Origin of the sequence: Comamonas aquatilis, from assembly GCF_965139575.1 — a bacterium.
In the GTDB taxonomy this organism is placed as follows: Bacteria; Pseudomonadota; Gammaproteobacteria; order Burkholderiales; family Burkholderiaceae_C; genus Comamonas; species Comamonas aquatilis.
The window spans coordinates 1-20421 of sequence record NZ_CBCSIW010000019.1 but is presented as its reverse complement, the minus strand read 5'-3'; the positions used below and the strand labels follow the sequence as shown (position 1 = coordinate 20421).

The window sequence follows — 20421 nt, the reverse complement described above, 5'->3', positions numbered from 1 at the left end:
CAAGTCCGTTACCGAACTTGAGTGCCTGTCATGCCATCTGTTTGGTACATGCCTGAGTGGTTGAGGACACTTCCTTCTCGTCAGGCATCGTGTATGCCGCGAGTTCCTTGTCGAAGCGCTCGTTGCCCATCCAGTAAGCAATTGCGCTCACCAGGCAGACTGCTCCAAAATACGCAGCGACCCATTCAGGATGCTTTCCACCGGACGCTGCAAGCAACATCGCCGCGATAAGAGGTGACAGACCTGCCCCAAGCGTGGAAGCAATCTGGAATGTCAAAGCAATTCCGCTGTAGCGCACATCCGCGGCGAACTTCTCGCTAATCCAAGTGTTGAACACGCCCCCCATCAATGCTTGGATCACGGGCATCGCAAGCACCATGGCTAGCATCAATGCCAGGAAGCTAGGCTGCTGAACAAGTAGAAAGATCGGCCAGATCAGGATCACTCCGGAAATTGCACCGGTGAGCATCAGCGGCCTGCGGCCGATGCGATCGGAGATCGCGCCGAACATCGGCAGTGTGAATATGTTGAAGAAGTTCGCCACGGTCATCGCTAGTAGAGCGCTGGTACGTGTGTGGCCAACTTCCACGGCATAGTTCAGCAGGAATGCAGCGGCAAACGTCGAGAATGACAATGGCGCTAGACCACCCAGCACTCCTGACAGAATCTGCCCCTTGTTGTAGCGCAGCACAGTTACCAGTGGGATGGACTTTGGTCCACCCTTGGCTGCTTGCGCTTTGCGTGCTGCTTCGTATTCAGGTGTTTCCGTAACGCGCAAACGAATCAACAGGCCAACCACCATCAGCAAGGCACTGATGAGGAATGGGACACGCCACCCCCAGCTCAGAAACTGCTCACTTGGCAGAAGAGAAAATGGTGTCATCACTAAAGTGCCAAGCACTGCGCCCGTAGGCCCACCTGCACTCACTATGCTGACGGCGAGACCACGTCCCTTGGGCTTAGCATGCTCCATAGACATAAGCGTCGCGCCTCCCCACTCGCCGCCCATTGCCACTCCCTGCATGAGCCTCAAGAGCACAAGTAACACCGGAGCAGCGACACCTACTTGAGCATAGGTTGGCAAAAGGCCGATCAGGGTACTTGCTACGCCCATCATGATCAGTGTGACCACCAGCACATTTTTTCGTCCAAGCCGATCACCAAAATGACCGAAGACGATCGCACCAAGCGGGCGTGCGAAGTAACCCACAGCAAAGGTCGCAAACGAAGACAACGTTGCAGCGAAGGGATCAAGCGTCACGAAGAAGATCTTCGGAAATACCAGCGCAGCGGCAATCCCATACAACAGAAAGTCGTAGTACTCCAGCGTGGTGCCAAGATAGCTGGCAAGAATCGCTCGCCGCTTCTGCTTTTCACGCTCTTGCATATGGGTGGAATGAGTCATAGGAATTAACTGTCTCGTGGGTTAAGCAAAAGGGAGAAAGGGATACACAAGTCCCTGTTATTCATTGCGCTAAAGTAGCTTTGGCCAGTGAGGCAGTGAACTCAGGAGTCAGATGGTGTACCTGCATACCAGCGCGCTCGAGAGACTGCAAAGCCTGCAGCTCCTCCTCGCGCGCACGCAGGCGCTGGACCCGAGCAGCTTCCTCGGCGGCAGCTTTCAGCCAACCCTGCTGTGATTCATTCAGTGATCGCCAAGCACTAGTGTTGATTACCAATGTCTGAGCTCCATAAGAATGTTGAGTCAGCCAAAGATGCTTCTGTGTCTCAAATAAGCGGCCCTGCAGTAACTGCGATACAAAGCCTTCTTGTGCCTCAATGGCACCCCGCTCCAACGCCTGGCGCACCTCTGCTGCCGCGATAGGAACCGGCACAGCCCCCCAAGCAGTGAAAGTATTTATGGATGTCTGGACAGGCAGCGTGCGAACCTTCATACCGCGCAGATCACTGAGGCTGTGCAGCTCGGTCCGTGTTGTGCTGAGTTGTCTGAAGCCGTTTTCCATCCAAGCCAAGCCCACCAGGCCGAAAGCGGGCAAACTGTCTAGGAGGGCACGTCCCCTAGGACCTTCTACAACCGCGTCCACCTGTGCTGAGTCGCGCACAACATAGGGCTGATCAAACCACGCAAACTCTTTTTGCAGCTCAGCCAAACCCGTGGCGGCGACTAGCATGATCTGCGGTGCACCTAGCCTCGCGTTTCGTAAAGCGTCGATCTGCTCTGCCGGGCTTCCTGAGACGGTGCCGGACAGCACATCGACCTCCAGCTGCCCATTGCTTCGACGCGCGACTGCTGCAGCAAAATCATTTAAGGCGCGGCGCACTGAATGAGTTTCAGCGAGATACGGCCGGTAATCAGCCACACTGAGTCGCCAGGAGGGCCCCGGAACTGTTGCAGTTTGAGCAGTAGCCAGTGTTGTTAGCGGCATCCCGAGCATCGCGAACCCGAGGTGTCTGGACGTGCGCATAAGGCTACTCACTCTGAAAGCAAGCCCCCTCAAGACCAGCACTTCGAGTGATCTCGTTCCCGACACACCGGCGTCGCGCAGACCGCAACAGCGCGCCACACGGTCGCGCAAACGTGTCAACTGCATTGATTTGTCTCCAATATTTGGTACTTCCAGCTTTATTTCTGGAATTTATTTTCTAGAATTTTTATACCAAATTTGAAGAACATCAATATGAAGCAATGCCATCTCTGCTATGTCAACATCGCATAAGAAGCCACGCTCCACAAAAAAACGACAAAAAAGGCGCTCATGGCAATGAGCGCCTTAAGTAAGTTATGCGGCGCAGAGCGCCTCAATCAGTTGCGAAACGAGCCCGAACTATGCCCACGCCGCTGATGTTCGCTTCGAAAACATCACCGGGATTCACCGCCACCATCGGACCGAGCGCGCCGGTGAGCACAAGATCACCAGCTCGCAGAGGATGGCCCAACATTGCCAGCTTTCTGGCCAACCACAATGCAGCGTTTAAAGGATGTCCGAGGCAAGCACTACCAGTGCCCTGAGAGACAAGTTGCCCATTGCAGGTCATACGCATCTCTACCATCTTTAGATCAAGGTTCTCGAGTGGAACCTTCACTCCGCCAAGCACAACCAAACCACTTGAGGCATTGTCTGCAACCGTGTCGGCGAAGTGAATATTCCAGTCAGCAATCCGGCTACCGACAACCTCAATGGCAGGTAACACATACGCTGTCGCGTCAATCAATTCCACAAGTGTTGTATCAATGCGCGGTAGATCGTCACCGAGAACCAGAGCAACCTCTGCTTCCACCTTCGGCTGAAGCGTTCGCTCAAGCCCAATCGACTCGTCATCGCCATACAGCATGTCTGCGAATAACGTTCCGAAGTCGGGCTGATCAACTCCCAACTGCTTTTGTACCGCCAACGAGGTAAGGCCTATCTTGCGACCAATGACACGGCGGCCTTGAGCTTGCGCATGTTTTACGTTGGCTTGTTGGATCGCATAAGCTAAACGCTCGGCATCACCATGCATTAAGTCTCGCAATGGACCGATCGGCGTACGAGTGAGCTCAGCCTCGCGCAGAAGCGCGGCAAGCTCCAAAATTTTTGCTTCATCCTGCTGTTCCATTTGGTGTCCCTCTGTCATTCACTCTTGGTCTGTTCTTCCGTGTGGAAAATGTTCTTGAGTAGGCGAAGATCCTCCACCTTGCCGACTGGGGCCTTGAATTGCAGCATGGGTATGTAGTACTTCACATAGGCCAACAGCAGCACTACGTTCATGTATGTGCACCAGACTGCCATGAAGAAGCTAAATAGTCGCTCAAAGCGTAGGTTCAAAACGATCGAGTTGTAAAACACAACCAATCCCAACGGCAAGGCAATCACAAGTGCAAGAGGCACGAATCGATTGAACACCAGGCACAGTCCCACAAGCAGTTCAGCAACCTTCACATAATCGAAAAGGCCGGTCTCAATCATGGTGACCAGCATGACGTTAGACAGGTGCAGCGTGCCCAGCGGCTGCGGGTAGATATTGGGCAGACCCCACATCGGCAGCAGATGGTTGAGGCCGTTCACGATCATCCATGCGCCCAGCATGAGCCGGAAGAAGGTTATGAGCAGGGTTCCGGTGAACCATGCGTCGATTTTGATGGCATCCTGGCTTTGATTGTCAGAGGCGGTTTTCATGGTGCGGTCACTTCGTGTGTTGTCTGGCGATGTCGATGGGCGGAATGGTGCGTGGTTCGGTGCGTTGCTCATCGGCTGGCCTTTGGCCATGACACCTGATCGCAGGTCTTGCCGGCGGGCAGCGCCTGACTCGACGGCCGTGCGCGGTCCATGATGCGACCGTTATTGGTGCGGAAGAAGTCCACCGTCTCCATGCTCTGTCCATCGCTTCCATCGATGCAATGCCAGACCACGACGTTCAGGCCTTCCGCCACCACACGGCGGATCGTGTGCTTGATAGGAGCGCCATCCTTGCGGTCCGCCGCATCGGGTGCGAGGTCGACGGTCTTGGGTGTTGTGTAAGCCACCAGAGCCTGCGCGCCATGACCCTCGTCGTAGGCCATCTTCATGAAGCCAGCGACAACCTCGCGCGGCAGCTTGCCCACGCCCGGTCCTTTGTCTCCCGCCCAGCGCGGATTGGTGGCCATGTTGTGCGCCACAGCGGCTGTCAGCGCAATGCCGACGATGACCGATAGAGCGTTGAAGGTTCGGGTCTTGATCTGCATGAGTCTCTGTTTCTCAATTGTTATGGGTTTATCAGTTGCCGCGTTGCCAATCCATAAGCTGGCACAGCGCGTTCATTCTCGAATCAGCCATCCGGCCCTTCAAGACCGGCATCTGCATCTCAGCTATGCGCATTCACCATGGGTCAGCGCCTGTGTCGTTCAGTACAGCTCCTTGAGTGTTTCCTTGACCACCAGAGCGGCTGCGTCCGCCAGCTTGCTGCGCGGCTGCTTGGTCGATGTGATCATGCTTATCGTGGCCTCCAGCGGCGGATTGACGATCTTCTGCCACGACAGTTGCGGCAATGAACGCAGGGACTGCAGGCTGCCCGGCATGATGGAATATCCCCCGCCGCTGGCGACGATTTCTGTGGTGGATGCCGTTGAATCGATTTCCAGTTCGATGCGCAGACGCATACCGAGCTTGGCCGCAGCCGTTTCCACGGCGGGCCGTGTCCATTGGTTGCTGTGCGGCAGAATCAAAGGCAGATCGACCAACTCCTGAAGCCCGATTTCGGAGCCACCATCGCCCGCAGGCTCCGGTCCGATCAGATACAACTGTTCGTTGGTCAGCGGCTCGATGGTGAGATGTGGCGAGCTTGCGGGACTCAGCACCAGGGCGAAGTCCACCTGCCCGAGGAGCACCTTTTCATAGAGCGCGCCAGAGAGCCCCTCCGTCAGTCGAACCGAGGCCAGTGGGAAATTTTTCTTCAGCAGCGGTGCTAGCGTGGGAATCAGAATGCGGCCAATGCTGGGCGTGAGCCCGATGACCAGTTGGCCGGCATAGACTGAGTCGTTGTCGCGTACCGAAACCAGAGCGGCATCCATCGTGTGGATAACCGAGCGCGCGTATTCGACGAACTTGGCACCCTTTTCAGTAAGGCGCACGCCCCGGCCATGGCGATGAAAGAGGCTGGCCCGCAGCTCCAGTTCGAGCGTGCGCACCTGTCTGCTCAGCGTGGGCTGAGGGATGTTCAATACATCGGCCGCCTTGATGTAGCTGCCCGCTTCCGCCACAGCAACAAAACTACGCAATTGACAGATATCCATGGCAGTTCAGTGCTCCGTTTTAAGATGGGCTGCGACAAACAAGCAGGCAGGTCCGGCTCATTCAGGAATGCAGGTAATCAGGCGCTCGACGCGCTGGGCCGCATCCTGCAAGCGCTCCAGCAGCGCCTTGACCTTCGCACCCGGCAGTTCTGCCGGAAACTCGCTCAGACGTAATGCCAGCACCGTCTCGCCGCGGCGGTTCTGCACCGGAACGGTCAGGTGCAGCAACTGGTAGATCTGCGCATCTTCAATCTGCACCGGCTCGTGCATATCGAACATGGCGGAGACGGTTGAGAGAAAGCGCCGCTCCTGCTCCGGCGTGCGGTGCGGGCATGAGTACAGTTCGAGCGCCGCATCTAGCGCTTCGGAGCTCTGGTCGCCAAGCAGTGACATGGACCAGCGGCGCTCGCGCACGCGCTGTAGCTGATCTCTGGCACGCGACCGAGTTTCTTCGCTGCACTTGCCAAGACGCGCAAGCCAAGCATCCTCCGCAATCGCATTGACGCTGTCCACGAACAGCGCCCCCAGTGGCGGCGTCAGTGGAGCACGCGCACCGAGGCGATTCTTGCCGCGCTGCGCACTCGAATGGTCTGCCACTGCGACATAGATGGAATCGGTGCCAGCCGGTGCGACCACGCTGCAGCCCATGCCCAGTTCCTTGGCCACGGCCTCGATCTCGTCACGCGCTGCCTCGGCCAGACGTACCGACTGGAACACGTCACGGTCGTTGACCAGCATCAGCGGTCCCGTCGAAAAGCGCCCATAGCCGCGCTGGAAGAACAACAGCGGCAGGGCGTCGCGCTCCAGCCCCATCGTCTTGACGGCACCGAGCACGATAAAGTGATCGCCCCCATCGACGACGTTCGCGTACTCACAGTCGATCCATGCCACCACACCGTCGATGATGGGATTGCCCGCCGGGCTCGCGTGCCACTTCACCGCCTCGAACTTGCGCTCTCCCGGCGCGGCCAGTGTGCGACAGATGCCTTCCTGATCGGCGGCCAGCATGTTGATGCAGAAACGCTCAGAGGCTTCGCGCAGAACGTTGAACGAACGCGAGGTCTTCATCGGCAGGAATGCGACCAGCGGCGGATTGAGGGACACCGAGGTGAACGTGCCCACCACCATGCCCATCGGCTCGCCCGCCGCGTCAAGGCCGGTGACGACCGCCACGCCCGTTGGGTAGTTACCCAGCACCGCGCGAAACTGATCGCTGTCGATTGGGCTTTGAACGTTTTCCATTTTCAGTCAGCTCCGCGTGGAAATTCACTTCACACAGGGACACGCCAGCATGGCAACCAGTGCCCGTACTGTCTTGCCCCATTCGCTCATCGGATCGACAAACCAATCAGATGATCACGCCGGCCGGCTTGGGAATGCCGTACAGCGAGCCCGCAAAGGCCGCGTACACCGGGTCTTCTACGTTGCAGGCGTGGCCCATTGCCACCGAGAGATCGCGGAACTGGCGTTGGATCGGGTTGGACAGGCGGTTCGCATTACCACCCGCGCTCTTGAACACTTCGGCCGCAGCTGCAGCCGCGCGATGCACGGAGCGCACCTGGTGAACACGTGCGCGCGCCTGCATGGCATCCGTCACGCGCTCACCGCGCTTGGCCACTTCATAGGCGTCGGTGATGTCAGTGAGCAACTGCATTTTGGCCGCGTCCAGATCGGCAATCGCCGCACCCAGCGTCGACATGTGATAAGGGTTCTGCGTCGCCTTCACGCCCATGCGCGAGACACGTTCACGTGAGTAGTCGGAGAAGTGACGCACCACGCCGTCGGCGATGCCGATCGACGCCGCCGCAATCGCTCCCGGGAACAGCAGATCAAACGGAACCTGGTACAGCACCTTTCCCGGCTGGTACTTGCTGGCGTACTCACGGGAATTGAGCTTGCCCACTTCCAGCGTGCGGTAGTCTGGCACGAAGGCGTCCTTGACCACGACGTCTTTGCTGCCCGTGCCGCACAGGCCCATGACTTGCCAGGAATCCTGGAGAATTTCGTAGTCCTTGCGAGGCAGGATGAAGTGGAATGGTTCGACGAATTCGTTCTCGGGACCGCCCTGCTTCTCAGCCTTGCCGCCCAGCACCACCCACTTGCAATGATCGGTGCCCGAAGAAAACGGCCATTGACCATTCAGAATGAAGCCACCATCCACACGCTTGGCGCGGCCGATGAAGGCGTACGGCGAAGCGATCCAGGTATCCTTGTCTTCGCCCCACACTTCTTGCTGCAGCTTAGGATCGGTCTGTGCGAATTCGAATGGATGCACGCCCACCACGCCGCCCACCCAGCCCACGGACGGAGCGCGCGCTGCCAATTCCAGCAGCACTTGATAGAACTCGCGGGGATGGGCCTCGTCGCCACCGAACTCCTTGGGCTGCAGCATGCGCACCACGCCGGCATCGCGTAGCAGGCGAGCCGCTTCATCGGTGATGTAGCCGCGCTTTTCTCCAGCATCGACTTCGTTCGCAACAGCGTCTGCAAGCTTGGGCAGACTTTCGATTACGGAATGCATTCTCTATATCCTCTTGAGATGTGGTTTCTGTCCGGTGTCTGCACGTGTGCGTGCGGCCTCAACCGGCGGCTGCAGGCGCCTGGATCTCCAGGAACGGCGACAGCTCTTTGTGCTGATGTTTGTGACCCCAGGTGCTGGTGCGGTCGTAGAAGCGTGGCTCCCAGTGCCTGTCCACCTCGAGCCCACCCCATCCGTATTCGATACGGAATCCGGCGGGCGATTGCAGGTAGAACGAGGTCATCTGGTCATTGGTGTGACAGCCCAGCGTGCGGGTGACCGGCACCTTGAGGTCCTCGCACAGGTCCAGCGCGCGGCCCACGTCTTCCAGTGAGTTGACCTCCACCATCAGGTGCAGGAACGCTGCCCGGTCGTTCGGTGAGCGGGCGATGGCCAGCGAATGGTGACGACCATTGACGTGATAGAAGTGCGCGAAGATCGGGCCATCCACCACTGTGTCTGACAGTTGGAATCCCAGCACATCACGGTAGAAGCGGTCGCTCTTCGCGAGGTCCGGCACTGCCAGCACGACGTGGCCCAAGCCCTGATCGCCGGTGCGAAAGCCAGTCATCGCACGCCCTGGCCGAAACACATTGCGCGGACGCATCTGCCCCCATGCCAGTTCGTGGCGGATGCCTGCCGGGTCGACGAACCACTGGTAGCCGATCACCTGGCGCGCGGTTGCCTCTTCAGGCGAAGCGCGGTGCGCGGTGATGCCATATTGCGTGATGCGATCGACGATGACCTGCGTCGCTTCCTCGCCCGTCGTTGCCCAGCCGATGTAGGCCACAGCGTTTTTCTCGCCCGGGTGAATGGCCACGCGATGGGCGACCTCATCGAAACGAAGGCGCACCGCGCCATCGGGCCCGGGCTGTGCCAGTTCGCAGCCCAACACCTCGGTCCCGAACTGCTCCCAGTCCTTGAACGATGGAGATGTCGCACCGAAATATGCCAGCGACGTAATCATGCTGTATCCCTGTCTCCTGTTCCGGTCGGCACTTGCCGTCCGGAGGTTCATTTGTTATCGGATTCGCTCAGTGACCTTGGATGAACGACGCTACGGAACGGTTGAATTCGTCCGTATGCTCGAGTTGCACCCAGTGACCGCAACGAGTGACCAGCAGCAGTCGCGCATCGGGAATCTGGCGCACCAGATGCAGACCCGAAGTGAACGGCACCGTGCGGTCATCGCGACCATGGATCAACAACGCCGGAGCCTTGATCTCGGCCAATCGCGCCTGATCGATGCGCACCATGGGTTTGCCATGACCGCTGATCCAGCCTTCGATATGGTCTGGACGGGACAACAAAATGTCGACACGCTCTTGCACGAACGCGTCCGTCACATGGCGTGTGTCGAACGCCATCGTGGCGATGAACTTGCGCATCGACTCGGGACCCGGTTGAAAGTAGGCCGCCTCCAGCGCCTTTACGCCTTCACTCAGGCCGGTGGCGTCAAAGATGCTCGGCACGCCGGCCGATGAGCCCAGCGTGACCAGATGGCTCACCAGATCCGGGCGCTCGTAAGCCAGGCGAATACACGACGAACCGCCCATTGAGTTGCCCACGATCGCCACTTTGCCCAGGCCCAATGTCTCGATGAACTCGGCCAGTGCACCGCTGTTGTCACGCTGGTCGTACTTCACAGACTGAGATTTGCCCCAACCCGGCAGATCCAATGCGAATACGCGAAAGCGCTCGGACAAGTACGGCATGTTTGGATGGAAGTTGCTCCATCCCGAAGCACCTGGTCCACCTCCGTGAACCAATACCAGCGGCTGGCCACTGCCAGCTTCGTGATAGTGGATGTCCCAGTTTTTCGTCTTAACTCGTTTACTAGTGTTTTCTTCGGTCAGGGTTGTCATGTCTTGTCTCGGCTCGATATACGCCTTGCGCTCGGCAAAGCTCAGTTGTCAGGGGATCGTCACTGGACGGTCTTTCGGACATACAGCATGTGCGGTACTTAGCCTCCAGTAGATTTATAGTACTAGAACTTGCATTCTAGAATTTATAATCGCTTACCCCACTGGTGAAAGTGCTGCAGTTCGTATAAAAGACAAGCCAATTTGTCTCGCGACTGATCGACGCGATGACGCTCTAGCGGAACGACGTGTGGTCGCTCATCCGGCGCTACTGCAATTGGAGGACTTGCAGACCTTGAGTGATACAGGCCCACTCGGCTATGCGCAGTGGCTCGCTGAGTACCGTGCACATAGCCTTCTTTAGGAAGTGGAGCTACACCACGGAACGGGACGCGACCAAGTACTGTGACCTCTAGTGGAAGTAGCCAAACACCGGGCCGCTTTTCCAAATGCTTGAGCTGACGCAACAGCTCAAGCTCTGCATGCAAATTTCAAGAATCTCACAACATCGACTTATTCACGGCTCTGGACGAACTGGCCGATAAGCATGGACGCCACAGGACGATGCAGTAATTAGAGACCTGTCATGTAGCTCGAAAAAGGCGATTTATAAATATATTTGACTTGTTAAATATATCGAAAATTGAATAACAGATTTACATGTCAATAAAACAGGGAATCTACCTAAACTACCCGCACGTTAGGCTGCATTTAAAGAAAGAGACACGTGTCAAACGCTCAACGAAAACTCAAGGCTGCCATCATCGGCAGCGGCAATATCGGCACGGATCTGATGATCAAGATCCTGCGCCATGGCAAGCACATCGAGATGGGCGCCATGGTCGGCATCGATCCCCACTCCGACGGTCTTGCCCGCGCCTCCCGCATGGGCGTGGCCACCACCCACGAAGGCGTGGAAGGCCTCACGCGCATGCCCGGGTTCGCAGAGATCGACTTTGTGTTCGATGCCACCAGCGCCGGCGCACATGTGAAGAACGATGCCTTCTTACGCAGCCTCAAGCCCGACATCCGCGTGATCGACCTGACGCCGGCGGCCATCGGACCGTACTGCATTCCCGTGGTCAACGGCGACATGCATCTGGACGCGCCGAATGTGAACATGGTCACCTGCGGCGGCCAGGCCACTATCCCCATGGTGGCTGCCGTCTCTCGTGTGGCCAAGGTGCACTACGGCGAAATCATTGCCTCGATCGCCAGCAAGAGTGCCGGCCCCGGCACCCGCGCCAATATCGACGAGTTCACCGAGACCACGTCCAAGGCGATCGAGGTCGTGGGCGGAGCCACCAAGGGCAAGGCCATCATCATCATGAACCCGGCCGAGCCGCCCCTGATCATGCGCGACACGGTCTACACCCTGAGCGAGCTGGCCGACGAGGCCGCCATTGCCGCATCGGTGGAGCAGATGGCCGCTGCCGTGCAGTCCTATGTGCCGGGCTACCGCCTGAAGCAGCAGGTGCAGTTCGACCGTATCGACACCCCGATCCGCATCCCCGGCGTGGGCCATGCCCTCACGGGCCTGAAAACCTCGATCTTTCTGGAAGTCGAGGGCGCAGCCCACTATCTGCCCGCTTACGCCGGCAACCTCGACATCATGACCAGCGCCGGACTGCGCACTGCAGAGCACATGGCCGAGCGCATGCTGGCGACGCTCGCCGTAGCCGCCTGAGGAGACGACACACCATGACGCCAACCAAGAAAATCTACATCTCCGACGTGACCCTGCGCGACGGCAGCCACGCCATTCGTCACCAGTACAGCGTGGAGCAGGCCAGGCAGATTGCCCAGGCACTGGATGAGGCCAAGGTCGATTCGATCGAGGTCGCTCACGGCGACGGTCTGCAAGGCTCCAGCTTCAACTACGGCTTTGGTGCCCACACTGACCTGGAGTGGATAGAGGCCGTGGCCAGCGTGGTCAAGCATGCCAAGATCACCACCTTGCTACTGCCGGGCATCGGCACCGTCCACGACCTCAAGGCCGCCTACGAAGCCGGTGTACGAGTGGTGCGGGTGGCGACCCATTGCACCGAAGCCGACGTGTCCAAACAGCATATTGAATATGCGCGGCATCTGGGCATGGAAGCCGTGGGCTTTCTGATGATGAGCCATATGACCTCACCCAAGGCCCTGGCTGAACAGGCCAAGCTGATGGAGAGCTACGGCGCTACCTGCTGCTATGTCGTGGACTCCGGCGGTGCGCTGGGCATGAACGATGTGCGCGATCGCTTCAAGGCCTTCAAGGACATCCTCAAGCCGGAAACACAGACCGGCATGCATGCCCACCACAACCTGAGTCTAGGCGTGGCCAACTCCATCGTGGCGGTGGAAGAAGGCTGCGACCGCGTGGATGCCAGCCTGGCCGGCATGGGCGCGGGCGCCGGCAATGCGCCGCTGGAGGTGTTCATCGCAGCCGCAGAGCGCCTGGGCTGGAACCATGGCACCAATCTCTACAAGCTCATGGATGCGGCCGACGACATCGTGCGCCCGCTGCAGGACCGTCCGGTACGCGTGGACCGCGAAACACTAGCACTGGGATACGCAGGCGTTTACAGCTCGTTCCTGCGTCACTCCGAAGCCGCGGCGGCCAAATATGGACTGAAGGCCGTGGACATCCTTGTGGAGTTGGGCAAGCGCCGCATGGTCGGGGGGCAGGAAGACATGATTGTCGACGTAGCACTGGACCTGCTGAGGCAACACGACGCAACAACCATAAAAACCTAGCTTGACGGTGACACTGGCATCGGCGGCATATCTCCGCCAATGCCAGTAGTAATTAGATGAATTACACAGTCAGATTCTCTTGAACGCGTGAGCTAATTTTTCATGACCTCTCGCGTGCACTTCTCCCTTCATAGAAGCCAGGGTGATTCCGCAAGGTCGCTTTACGCTGGTTTCGCCTTACCTGGAGAGACTGGCCGGAAAGCAAAAGAAGGTCCTGCGGTAGAACACCCATCTTCTTGAAGCGCGTCAGGCTATCGAGAGAGTGTCTTTTGGCATTACCTGTGATGAAAAAGTGTCGATGGAAGATGGCCGCCAGCAAAGCCCTTCCATTTTCAAGAACAGCCTTTTCCCATCCTGCCACGAGTCCCTCTTTTAGAGGATGTGGCGTACTCTCCCAACCAGTGTCCAAGCGCTCTGCACACTTTAGGCAATGGCCTAAATGGGCGACCCCCTCTCGTTTCAAGCCTGCATTGAGCATGTCTCCAGGCAACTGCAAATCACACCTGCAATGAGGACAACGCTCGCCTAGCAAGCAATCGTGAATTGGGCACCAACGCCAAGCTTTAAATCGCCAGTGCAGAGGAAAATGCTTGCATCCGGGTTCATGCAAGCACAACGAGCAATACCTGTATCGAGGCATTCCATTCTTTGTCCAGAGCAAAAAATCTTCACCCGTAGGATCGATGCTGCGGACGCCGGAGAACATGTGTTCCGCGAAGCCAAAGGATGAGACAGCTTGTCCAGTTAAGTTCGCCACATTCCAAAGAGCATTTCCCGCCAGCGTCAGGTCCGGATCGCGCTTTACCGACAGCCCTACATACGTCATCAACTCCTTCACTTCTACACCTTGGCTCAATGCTGCCCGGGTGAGCCAAGAGGCAGGACTTTCATGGCCATGAATAGGAGGAATGCCAACCAAACGTCTCATGTGGCAGCCCCTTCAAACAGATCCAACTGTCCTAGCTCCGGATATCCGCGAACCAAGAGATCCATTTCCTTTTGACCAAAAACCCGCTGAAACAGTTGGCGCCCAACGGCTTCATCTTGGCAACCTGTCGGACAAGTCATCAAGCTCACTAGTGGTGCGCGCGCAACCAAAGAGGCCCAAGCACCCTCATCCTCGGCCCTAGCAGTAAAGGCTTGAAGGCGCCCCAGCGCTCGTCTCACGACTTCTTGCGCTGCAGCGGGCGCCAGACAACGAGAAAGCTCCCTCGGACATAGCGGTGACCATGAGCTTGGCAACAAGCCAAACGCATAGAACACTTGCATCCAACCATCAAGCGATAGACCTGTGAGCCACCTCGGGACGCCGGTGTCCTCTGCCAGACCAGAACACGGCTCCGATCGAAGCGAAGCCTGCAAAATGCGCTGTGCATACAGAAGCTCAGGCGTTGCCAGGACTGCATTGTCTGTGCAGCCCAAGTGATGTCGGCATCCACCCCACTGCACTCCCTTACGATCCCATTTGATCACTGCCTGGCATTGAGGACATATTCCTGTCAGGGACAGGCCGTGCTCCAGGCAGCATGTCGAAAGTGTTAAATCCCATGCATCGAGCAAGTATCCCTTCTCAAAAACGCATTGCGGACATACCTGAGGCTGGTTCGTCCGCAACACTCCCGGCTGACGAAAAAGGTGTCCATAGCATGCCCGTCGTGCCCCCATAGACCGCGGCAAAGTTGCAGGCAAACGATGGGCAAGCCTCGCTTTGTCGACGCCGAACCATTGCGCAAGTCGTGGGGCATGTACAGACTTGAGTCGTTCCGAAGCTCCTATACCAAGTAGCCGATGCAGAGCTGACAGCCTCCCTCCATTCATGGCCACAGAGCGTAGACAGAAGCCAAGACCTGATTCGTCGTCGCGCAACTCACTGGAGATTGGAAATGGGCTTTCAGACAAAGGGATTACTCCTCAAAGTTGCCTGTCCACAGACTTGTTTGAAGGCGCTGCAGAAAGCCTCTTTGTCCACCGCAGAGTGACCACGGTCAAACGCGATAAGGATGGCTTCCGTCAACAGTCTTTTGAAAGCACGCAGATTTCCATCGGTGGCCAAATGCAGGAGCATCGCCACTTCCGGAGCATGAATGTACCCAAGATCAAACGACTGACATTGCTTTGCAAAGGCACGAACAAAGCCAACCCAGTTTCCGTCCGATGTAAAGTTCTTCATCTCCTCTCGGATAGGGACTCGCGAAGCAAGATGAGACGCGGCATCAGGCAAGGTATCTAGCTCAGAGGTTCCAGCAAGAACCAAACTAATGTTGCATTCGTCCATAAGTTCTCTGAGGAATTCCGTCGCCTCGTTTTCCAAATCGCTGGAGGCAGAGACACGCCGCGGATAGAGCAAGTGATGTGCCTCATCGATCCAGATGAGACGTGTTTTGCAATTTTTCAGGGCGTCAAACACCAGAAAGCGTCGCATATACAACTGCTTGCCAGAACCACCAGCAAACGGATACTTGAGAGCCTTCAAAATGCCCTGTACCAGATGCCCAGTCTTCGGCCTGCTTTGCACCCGCACACCAATCGCCGCAAAGTCTTGCGAGAAAAGTGCGGACTGCGGCAATGACGCCCGGAAGTACTTGAATGAATCAGTTTTGCCAACCCCACTGGGGCCGATCAAGCACATTCCTTGAGGCATGCTGAACTCCGTTCCCAGCTGGAATAGCCTATCTAGTGCCTTGAGAGCACGAACCGCATCCGGAAACAGTACAAACGCTCGATCAGCTTCTGTTGCCACGCGCAAAGCACCCACGCTATACGTAGACAAGCGACGAGCATCCAATGCCAGTTGCTCCGGATCGGGGGCATCAAGCTGCATGGATTGGTCGAATATCTTTTTTTGGTCGTTTCGCATGATTTAAAACGCAAGAGATTCGAACTCTGGAATTTCTTTCTCAGAGATTCGGTATTCACTAGGAACAATGAGTTGTTTCGATTCAGAAAGCGGCAGTTGGGGCGACGAATCCGAGCTCGATAGGACCTTGTGGGATGTCATGTCTGCATAGCGCCCGGCGCGCAGTGCATCTGCCCGCCCTCGATGATTTGTCGCCTCCATCCAATGCTCATGCAGCCGTTGACGAGAAGCCAGCAACGACTCATACCTCTCTGGAGAGCTCAAATCCGCCTTTGCGAACTTCCTGATCAGTTGGTGCTGATTGAAGCTCAAACCCCTGGCATAGGCCGGCCACCGGCATACAGCGTCATGCCATGACAGCCCGTCGGGATCCAGCACCTTCATGATGGAGATGTCATCAGGATCGAACTTGCACAATAGTCTTTGCTTCGGCCCATACTTCTTGACAATGTCTTTGAAGGCATAGCTGCCATAGGGCAACCCGTGGAAGCCGATTCCTCCCTGATGCAGAGTCAACTGCTTTGACATTCCTGAAGCCCACGTCAATTGCTCCAAGCTGCCAGGAAAAGTAGCTGGTGGGCAACGCTGTATTCCTTCAGCAAACAACTCATAAGGCATTGCCATCTTTCTCCAGTTCGGTTGATGTGGGTACACATCGACCACAAACATGAGCAAGCCACGAACCAAGTCGCTGAAAGTGATCGAGGCATCCTTGTAAGGGTCGATCCTTGCGACGTTGGCCACGGATGGGCGAATACGCCCCTTCATCAATGTCAAGGTGTTCAACGTGGAAAAGAAGCGCTCAACGTGCGGTTTGAGCCATGGTGTCCTGACACGGCAGTACATCAAGTCAACGCCCAGTGCCATCGCCATGGTCTTGAACCCGAATGAGTGGAATTCGAGCCCGTTGTCGATCACCCACTCATCGCCAAGCCCCATGGATAGCCAATCACTTTGGAGATCGAGCCCATGCAAAAGCGGGGCCTTGGGCAAAAGCGCATTACGAACCACTCCGCATACAGAAGTCAGCCCGGGGCCATAAAAGGAGATATAGAAACCAAGGATGTAGCCCGAGTACGCATCAATCATCACCGTCAAAACAGGCCTCCCCAAAGGTAGCCCTGTACGGTCACAAATCACGACCCAGTTCAACGGGGTATGGTCAATTTCAACTCGCTGGTACGGATACGCAGCTACTCCCTCCGGGAAGGCCGTTCTGCAAACCATCCGAGCTCTCGCCACACCTTCACGAGCAGCAACTCGCGTATACAGATCAATGTCCTGAACTCTGCGTGCCAAAGTTGGAAAGCTCATCTGAGCCGTGTCTTGCTCCAACTGACCGCTCTTAACCAAGCGCTTGAGCTCGCTCTCAAGCTGGTCATAGGTGAACCTCAAAGAGTTCCTATGTGGAGTGAGGTAGTGCTGCTTCAGCATCCTCCAGATAACGTCTTCCACAGAGTCGATCAAGCGCCGTGCTCTCTTTCGCATGCGGTGCTTGTTAACTAAAGCAAGTGCGTTATTTCCCGAGATTTCATAGTTGCGCATCCAGAGCATCACAGTGGTTGCCGACGGAACCGCCTCGCCTCTTGAGTTGGCCAACTTAGCGATGGCTTCTTCGATCCTCTTGCGTTGCCCTTTTGTAATGCCCTGCCGTCGCAGGCGACTGACGTAATCAAGTCGGCGCTCCAATTCGGTTCTCTCGTGCTCCTTCAAGGCACTTAAATCCAGCACGGAAACCACTGTTCTATTAGCAAACCGGCCTTCGGGTGCACCTCCCAGCACCACTTGGTATTCCTTGCTATAGATTCGATGGATCAGCTCCGCAACGCCCAAAATCACAGCCCGACGGGTAATCACGTCCTCGAATTGGTACTCTTGATCAGGTAATTCCCTGGTGAGTTCCAGGGTCCGTTGGCCCGCTCTAAGCGTCAAGCCAGTCTGCAAAGCGAATTGCATGACTCCCCCCCGAAACAGATTGCTTAAACAACCGCACCTTCGCATTGCCTTCATAGTGCAGGTCAGCACTGAGCAACACTTGACGACGCGTCACCATGTAAAGCATGGTTGCTTGGGTGACTCCAGCCTGAGTGAGTTCTTTAACTGAAAGCCCATGGTCTCCCACTTGCTCCAGTAGCGCCTTGCATTTGTGCATCGCCTCGGCGTCGCAAGCTCCTTTGGCATACCGGCGGATGTAAAGCGCGCGCTCCGCTAGCCCCTCGCGACGCAGCACGTTGTCTAAGGCCAGAAGAAAGGGGATACCAGATGTACTCAGCTTCAGACGAACTTGTTCAAAGTGCGCCTGGAAAGAGGCCGCAAACTTCTCTGGCTTGACTTCAACTACCGCCGTGACCCATCTTGGAACGTCACCAGATAGTCAGGTGTGTACTTTTTTCCCGAGGGTAGAGTGAGTTTGAAAGGCTGAGATGTGATTGATGTGACATTGGGAAAGAGCGCGGCGCAATGCACGAAGTCGCGCTCAACCGAGGAATCTGCTTCGATTGCATCAGGCTGAAGGTGTGGGAGGTGCAGCAACCGCACGGTATGGGCAGGCGAACGCTGAACCACTTTTCTCGTCGAGGGTTCCATGGTTCTCTCCTAGCTGCGGCAAGTTGGGCCAAGGAAGGGGAGTACGGCACCCCGGCGTTTGTGACGCACTGCATGTCCCGAGGAAACCACGCGCAATCGATGATCCCCCCCACGTCCCCTTGAGCAGGTTGTCTTCTCATGAACCCATTCATTTGCCACATTCAAGCCTTGCTCGACCTCCTTCATAAAGTCCCAAGTTTCATTCCTTAAGTCACTTCTGGTGAGATCAACAAGCAAACAAGGGCTGACAAAAGTCAGCGCCTGCAACATCTTGAATAAAGAGATAAGAGTCGCTGTTCTTGCCTCAAGGGCTGACGCTGCACCTGACAGCTCAGAGCTAATACGACGAGGCGGAATCTTGAACTGGATATGTTTCCAGCGGTATGAAGCCGCAACCATCGGCCATGGATGGAGTGCACTTCTTGATGAGTTGGGACGAGGTAGTGCCTTATGAGTCATGAAAACTCCTGTTTGCGAGGATGAGTTGATCCAGTCCACCGCAAAAATGCTGCAGACATGGCTTGACGTTGCCAGCAGCACAGGAGTAAATTCCGACCTAAGGGTTCCAATCCTAGGTGGTCTCTTATCCTGAGCTACCGAGCAGCGCCAGTCTTCTGAAAAGGGGATTGGCGTTTGTTTTTCCGGCGGCGAATTTCTCCTTGTTTCTCGAGGTTTAGGAACATCAGTTTTCTGGTGCTCGATAACGATCGCTAGCTATCTAGCAGTCCTTTATGTGCTCTGCATCACAGGTCTCGCCGCTACAAGCGGTGGAGGGCTCGGTTGCTCCAAGCCTGCACTTCCATATCCACGTAGCGACCTCATGAGTCAGCGCGAACCGGCCGCGCCTCTTCGGCATACCAAACACAGCTACAGGTAAATTTCCTCGTGATGCCGCCTGCCGAAAGGCTGCTGGGCTGGGGTAACCGAGTGCCTGCTGAAGATCTCGCCCCCCCATCACCAGACCGTGCCTAGCCGTCAGTTCCTCTAGCACTTCACGCTTGATTGGGTGGTCACCGCTGTCTCGCATAGCGCCTGTCTCACTTAGTTTCGCTCTGTCACCATCCTAAAGATGGTTTGCGGCATAGTCGAGGGGGCATATAGGGTCCAAATTTACCCGCTTTCATCGCAGAAAAAGTTATGCAAGCCTTTGAAAATAAAGACATACCTTTGCGCCCCCCCAGCACTCCCAACACCGACTTGGGACAAGATCCAGCAACGAAAAAGGCACGACGATGTGATGTCGATGTCTTATCTACCGTGGCTTGGGTCCGATATCTCCAACACCTAAGCCAGAGCAAAAGCGCCTATGCACTGGGGCGCCTAATCGAGAGTGACGCTTACTGGAGAACTGAGGAAGGGATCGGCCATCACCGGAACAAGTGGTCCAAATATCAAAAAGGCCAACATCGGCCTCGATCCACACTTGTCAACACCGCCGATCGCCTATTTCCTGGAAGCGCCCAGGTTATTAACTCTATGTTTTGGGTAATTCTAAAAAATACTTCAATAAATCAAAATCAAATATCTAAAATAGAATCAAAATTAAGTGCAGAGGTTAAGCTAGTAGTCGAAAAATGGAGAAATAATTTTCGCAATGGAAGAAACCCTGGAATTCGAAGATTAGCCCATAAGCTTGAAATAATACATAACTTAGATGCCCTTGCAGTTATGATGCTAATGTGCCAGAGCTGCTATATATCTAATAATGAAAAAGATGCACATGAGTGGAGCAGATATATTTATAGATATATGGCAATTAATTCTGAATTCTTTCACATCAGTGGAGTAAAAGAAGAAATTTTTGAGAAAATCAATGAAGTTTTACTCCAGAAAATAAAATACAAAAACTTGAGATATACATACCCACTCTCAATGTATTCAACATTGCATCATTACCTTATGGTTGGATTAAGCGATATAGGTAATTTAGACTATGCAAATATAAAAACCAGAGAAATAATTTTTCACGCAAGAAAATCACTTAATGGAAATTATGGATGGGATTTACAAGCAGCTTTTAACCCTATTGGCGTTGTTGCATAAATCGCAGGCTAGGGTCAGGTAGCCTCGTGCGATGAGTCATTCCCCGCAGTCCAAACCTCGCTATCGCACCACCAACTGGAAGCAATACAACGCAGCGCTCAAAGCG

Annotated in this window: 17 protein-coding genes; 3 read left to right on the top strand and 14 right to left on the bottom strand. The window is 55.8% G+C overall.

Going from position 1 to position 20421, the window contains the following annotated elements; all coding sequences use genetic code 11:
* Positions 1–28: 28 nt before the first annotated feature.
* The 10 genes from ACNAZA_RS17905 to ACNAZA_RS17860 form a co-directional block, all read right to left on the bottom strand.
* Positions 29–1405, bottom strand: a complete 1377-nt coding sequence (locus tag ACNAZA_RS17905; RefSeq protein ID WP_415797884.1) for an MFS transporter — start codon at positions 1403–1405, stop codon at positions 29–31.
* Between the two features lie 61 nt (positions 1406–1466).
* Complete coding sequence (dctP, locus tag ACNAZA_RS17900) at positions 1467–2552, bottom strand: TRAP transporter substrate-binding protein DctP (RefSeq protein WP_415797883.1); 1086 nt, start codon at positions 2550–2552, stop codon at positions 1467–1469.
* 208 nt (positions 2553–2760) lie between these two features.
* Complete coding sequence (gene mhpD, locus ACNAZA_RS17895; protein WP_415797882.1) at positions 2761–3558, bottom strand: 2-keto-4-pentenoate hydratase; 798 nt, start codon at positions 3556–3558, stop codon at positions 2761–2763.
* Positions 3559–3572: 14 nt separating this feature from the next.
* Positions 3573–4208: a DoxX family protein gene (locus tag ACNAZA_RS17890; RefSeq protein ID WP_415797881.1), complete on the bottom strand. Its 636-nt coding sequence runs from the start codon at positions 4206–4208 to the stop codon at positions 3573–3575.
* Positions 4187–4663, bottom strand: coding sequence for a hypothetical protein (locus ACNAZA_RS17885; RefSeq protein ID WP_182284417.1), 477 nt, complete (start codon positions 4661–4663; stop codon positions 4187–4189). The genes ACNAZA_RS17890 and ACNAZA_RS17885 overlap by 22 nt, the downstream gene beginning before the upstream one ends.
* A gap of 159 nt (positions 4664–4822) precedes the next feature.
* Positions 4823–5710, bottom strand: coding sequence for a LysR family transcriptional regulator (locus ACNAZA_RS17880; RefSeq protein WP_415797880.1), 888 nt, complete (start codon positions 5708–5710; stop codon positions 4823–4825).
* 57 nt (positions 5711–5767) lie between these two features.
* Positions 5768–6952, bottom strand: a complete 1185-nt coding sequence (locus tag ACNAZA_RS17875) for a flavin reductase (RefSeq protein ID WP_415797879.1) — start codon at positions 6950–6952, stop codon at positions 5768–5770.
* Between the two features lie 106 nt (positions 6953–7058).
* Positions 7059–8231 carry an acyl-CoA dehydrogenase family protein gene (locus ACNAZA_RS17870; protein WP_415797878.1) on the bottom strand — a complete coding sequence of 391 codons (1173 nt, stop codon included), beginning with the start codon at positions 8229–8231 and terminating at the stop codon, positions 7059–7061.
* Between the two features lie 58 nt (positions 8232–8289).
* Positions 8290–9195 (bottom strand): VOC family protein, encoded by a 906-nt coding sequence (locus tag ACNAZA_RS17865; RefSeq protein ID WP_415797876.1) that lies wholly within the window; start codon positions 9193–9195, stop codon positions 8290–8292.
* 67 nt (positions 9196–9262) lie between these two features.
* Positions 9263–10093: an alpha/beta fold hydrolase gene (locus tag ACNAZA_RS17860; RefSeq protein ID WP_182284422.1), complete on the bottom strand. Its 831-nt coding sequence runs from the start codon at positions 10091–10093 to the stop codon at positions 9263–9265.
* Between the two features lie 724 nt (positions 10094–10817).
* On the opposite strand from ACNAZA_RS17860, the gene ACNAZA_RS17855 reads away from it, so the two are divergent.
* Together ACNAZA_RS17855 and dmpG are read left to right on the top strand one after the other, a co-directional pair.
* On the top strand, positions 10818–11777 hold the full coding sequence (locus ACNAZA_RS17855; RefSeq protein ID WP_415797875.1) for an acetaldehyde dehydrogenase (acetylating): 960 nt from the start codon (positions 10818–10820) through the stop codon (positions 11775–11777).
* Positions 11778–11791: 14 nt separating this feature from the next.
* Positions 11792–12829, top strand: a complete 1038-nt coding sequence (gene dmpG / locus ACNAZA_RS17850; RefSeq protein WP_415797874.1) for a 4-hydroxy-2-oxovalerate aldolase — start codon at positions 11792–11794, stop codon at positions 12827–12829.
* Between the two features lie 100 nt (positions 12830–12929).
* Here the strand turns inward: dmpG and ACNAZA_RS17845 are convergent, their stop codons facing one another.
* The 4 genes from ACNAZA_RS17845 to ACNAZA_RS17830 are packed head-to-tail and all read right to left on the bottom strand — an operon-like array spanning position 12930 to position 17642.
* Positions 12930–13757, bottom strand: coding sequence for a TniQ family protein (locus ACNAZA_RS17845; RefSeq protein ID WP_415797873.1), 828 nt, complete (start codon positions 13755–13757; stop codon positions 12930–12932).
* Entirely contained in the window at positions 13754–14695 is a 942-nt protein-coding gene (locus ACNAZA_RS17840) for a TniQ family protein (RefSeq protein WP_415797940.1), read from the bottom strand. The genes ACNAZA_RS17845 and ACNAZA_RS17840 overlap by 4 nt, the downstream gene beginning before the upstream one ends.
* 25 nt (positions 14696–14720) lie before the next feature.
* A complete protein-coding gene (locus ACNAZA_RS17835; RefSeq protein ID WP_415797872.1) occupies positions 14721–15686 on the bottom strand; it encodes a TniB family NTP-binding protein in 966 nt (321 codons plus the stop codon).
* Positions 15687–15689: 3 nt separating this feature from the next.
* Entirely contained in the window at positions 15690–17642 is a 1953-nt protein-coding gene (locus ACNAZA_RS17830) for a transposase (RefSeq protein ID WP_415797871.1), read from the bottom strand.
* 2106 nt (positions 17643–19748) lie between these two features.
* On the opposite strand from ACNAZA_RS17830, the gene ACNAZA_RS17825 reads away from it, so the two are divergent.
* Complete coding sequence (locus tag ACNAZA_RS17825) at positions 19749–20315, top strand: hypothetical protein (protein WP_415797870.1); 567 nt, start codon at positions 19749–19751, stop codon at positions 20313–20315.
* Positions 20316–20421: the final 106 nt, after the last annotated feature.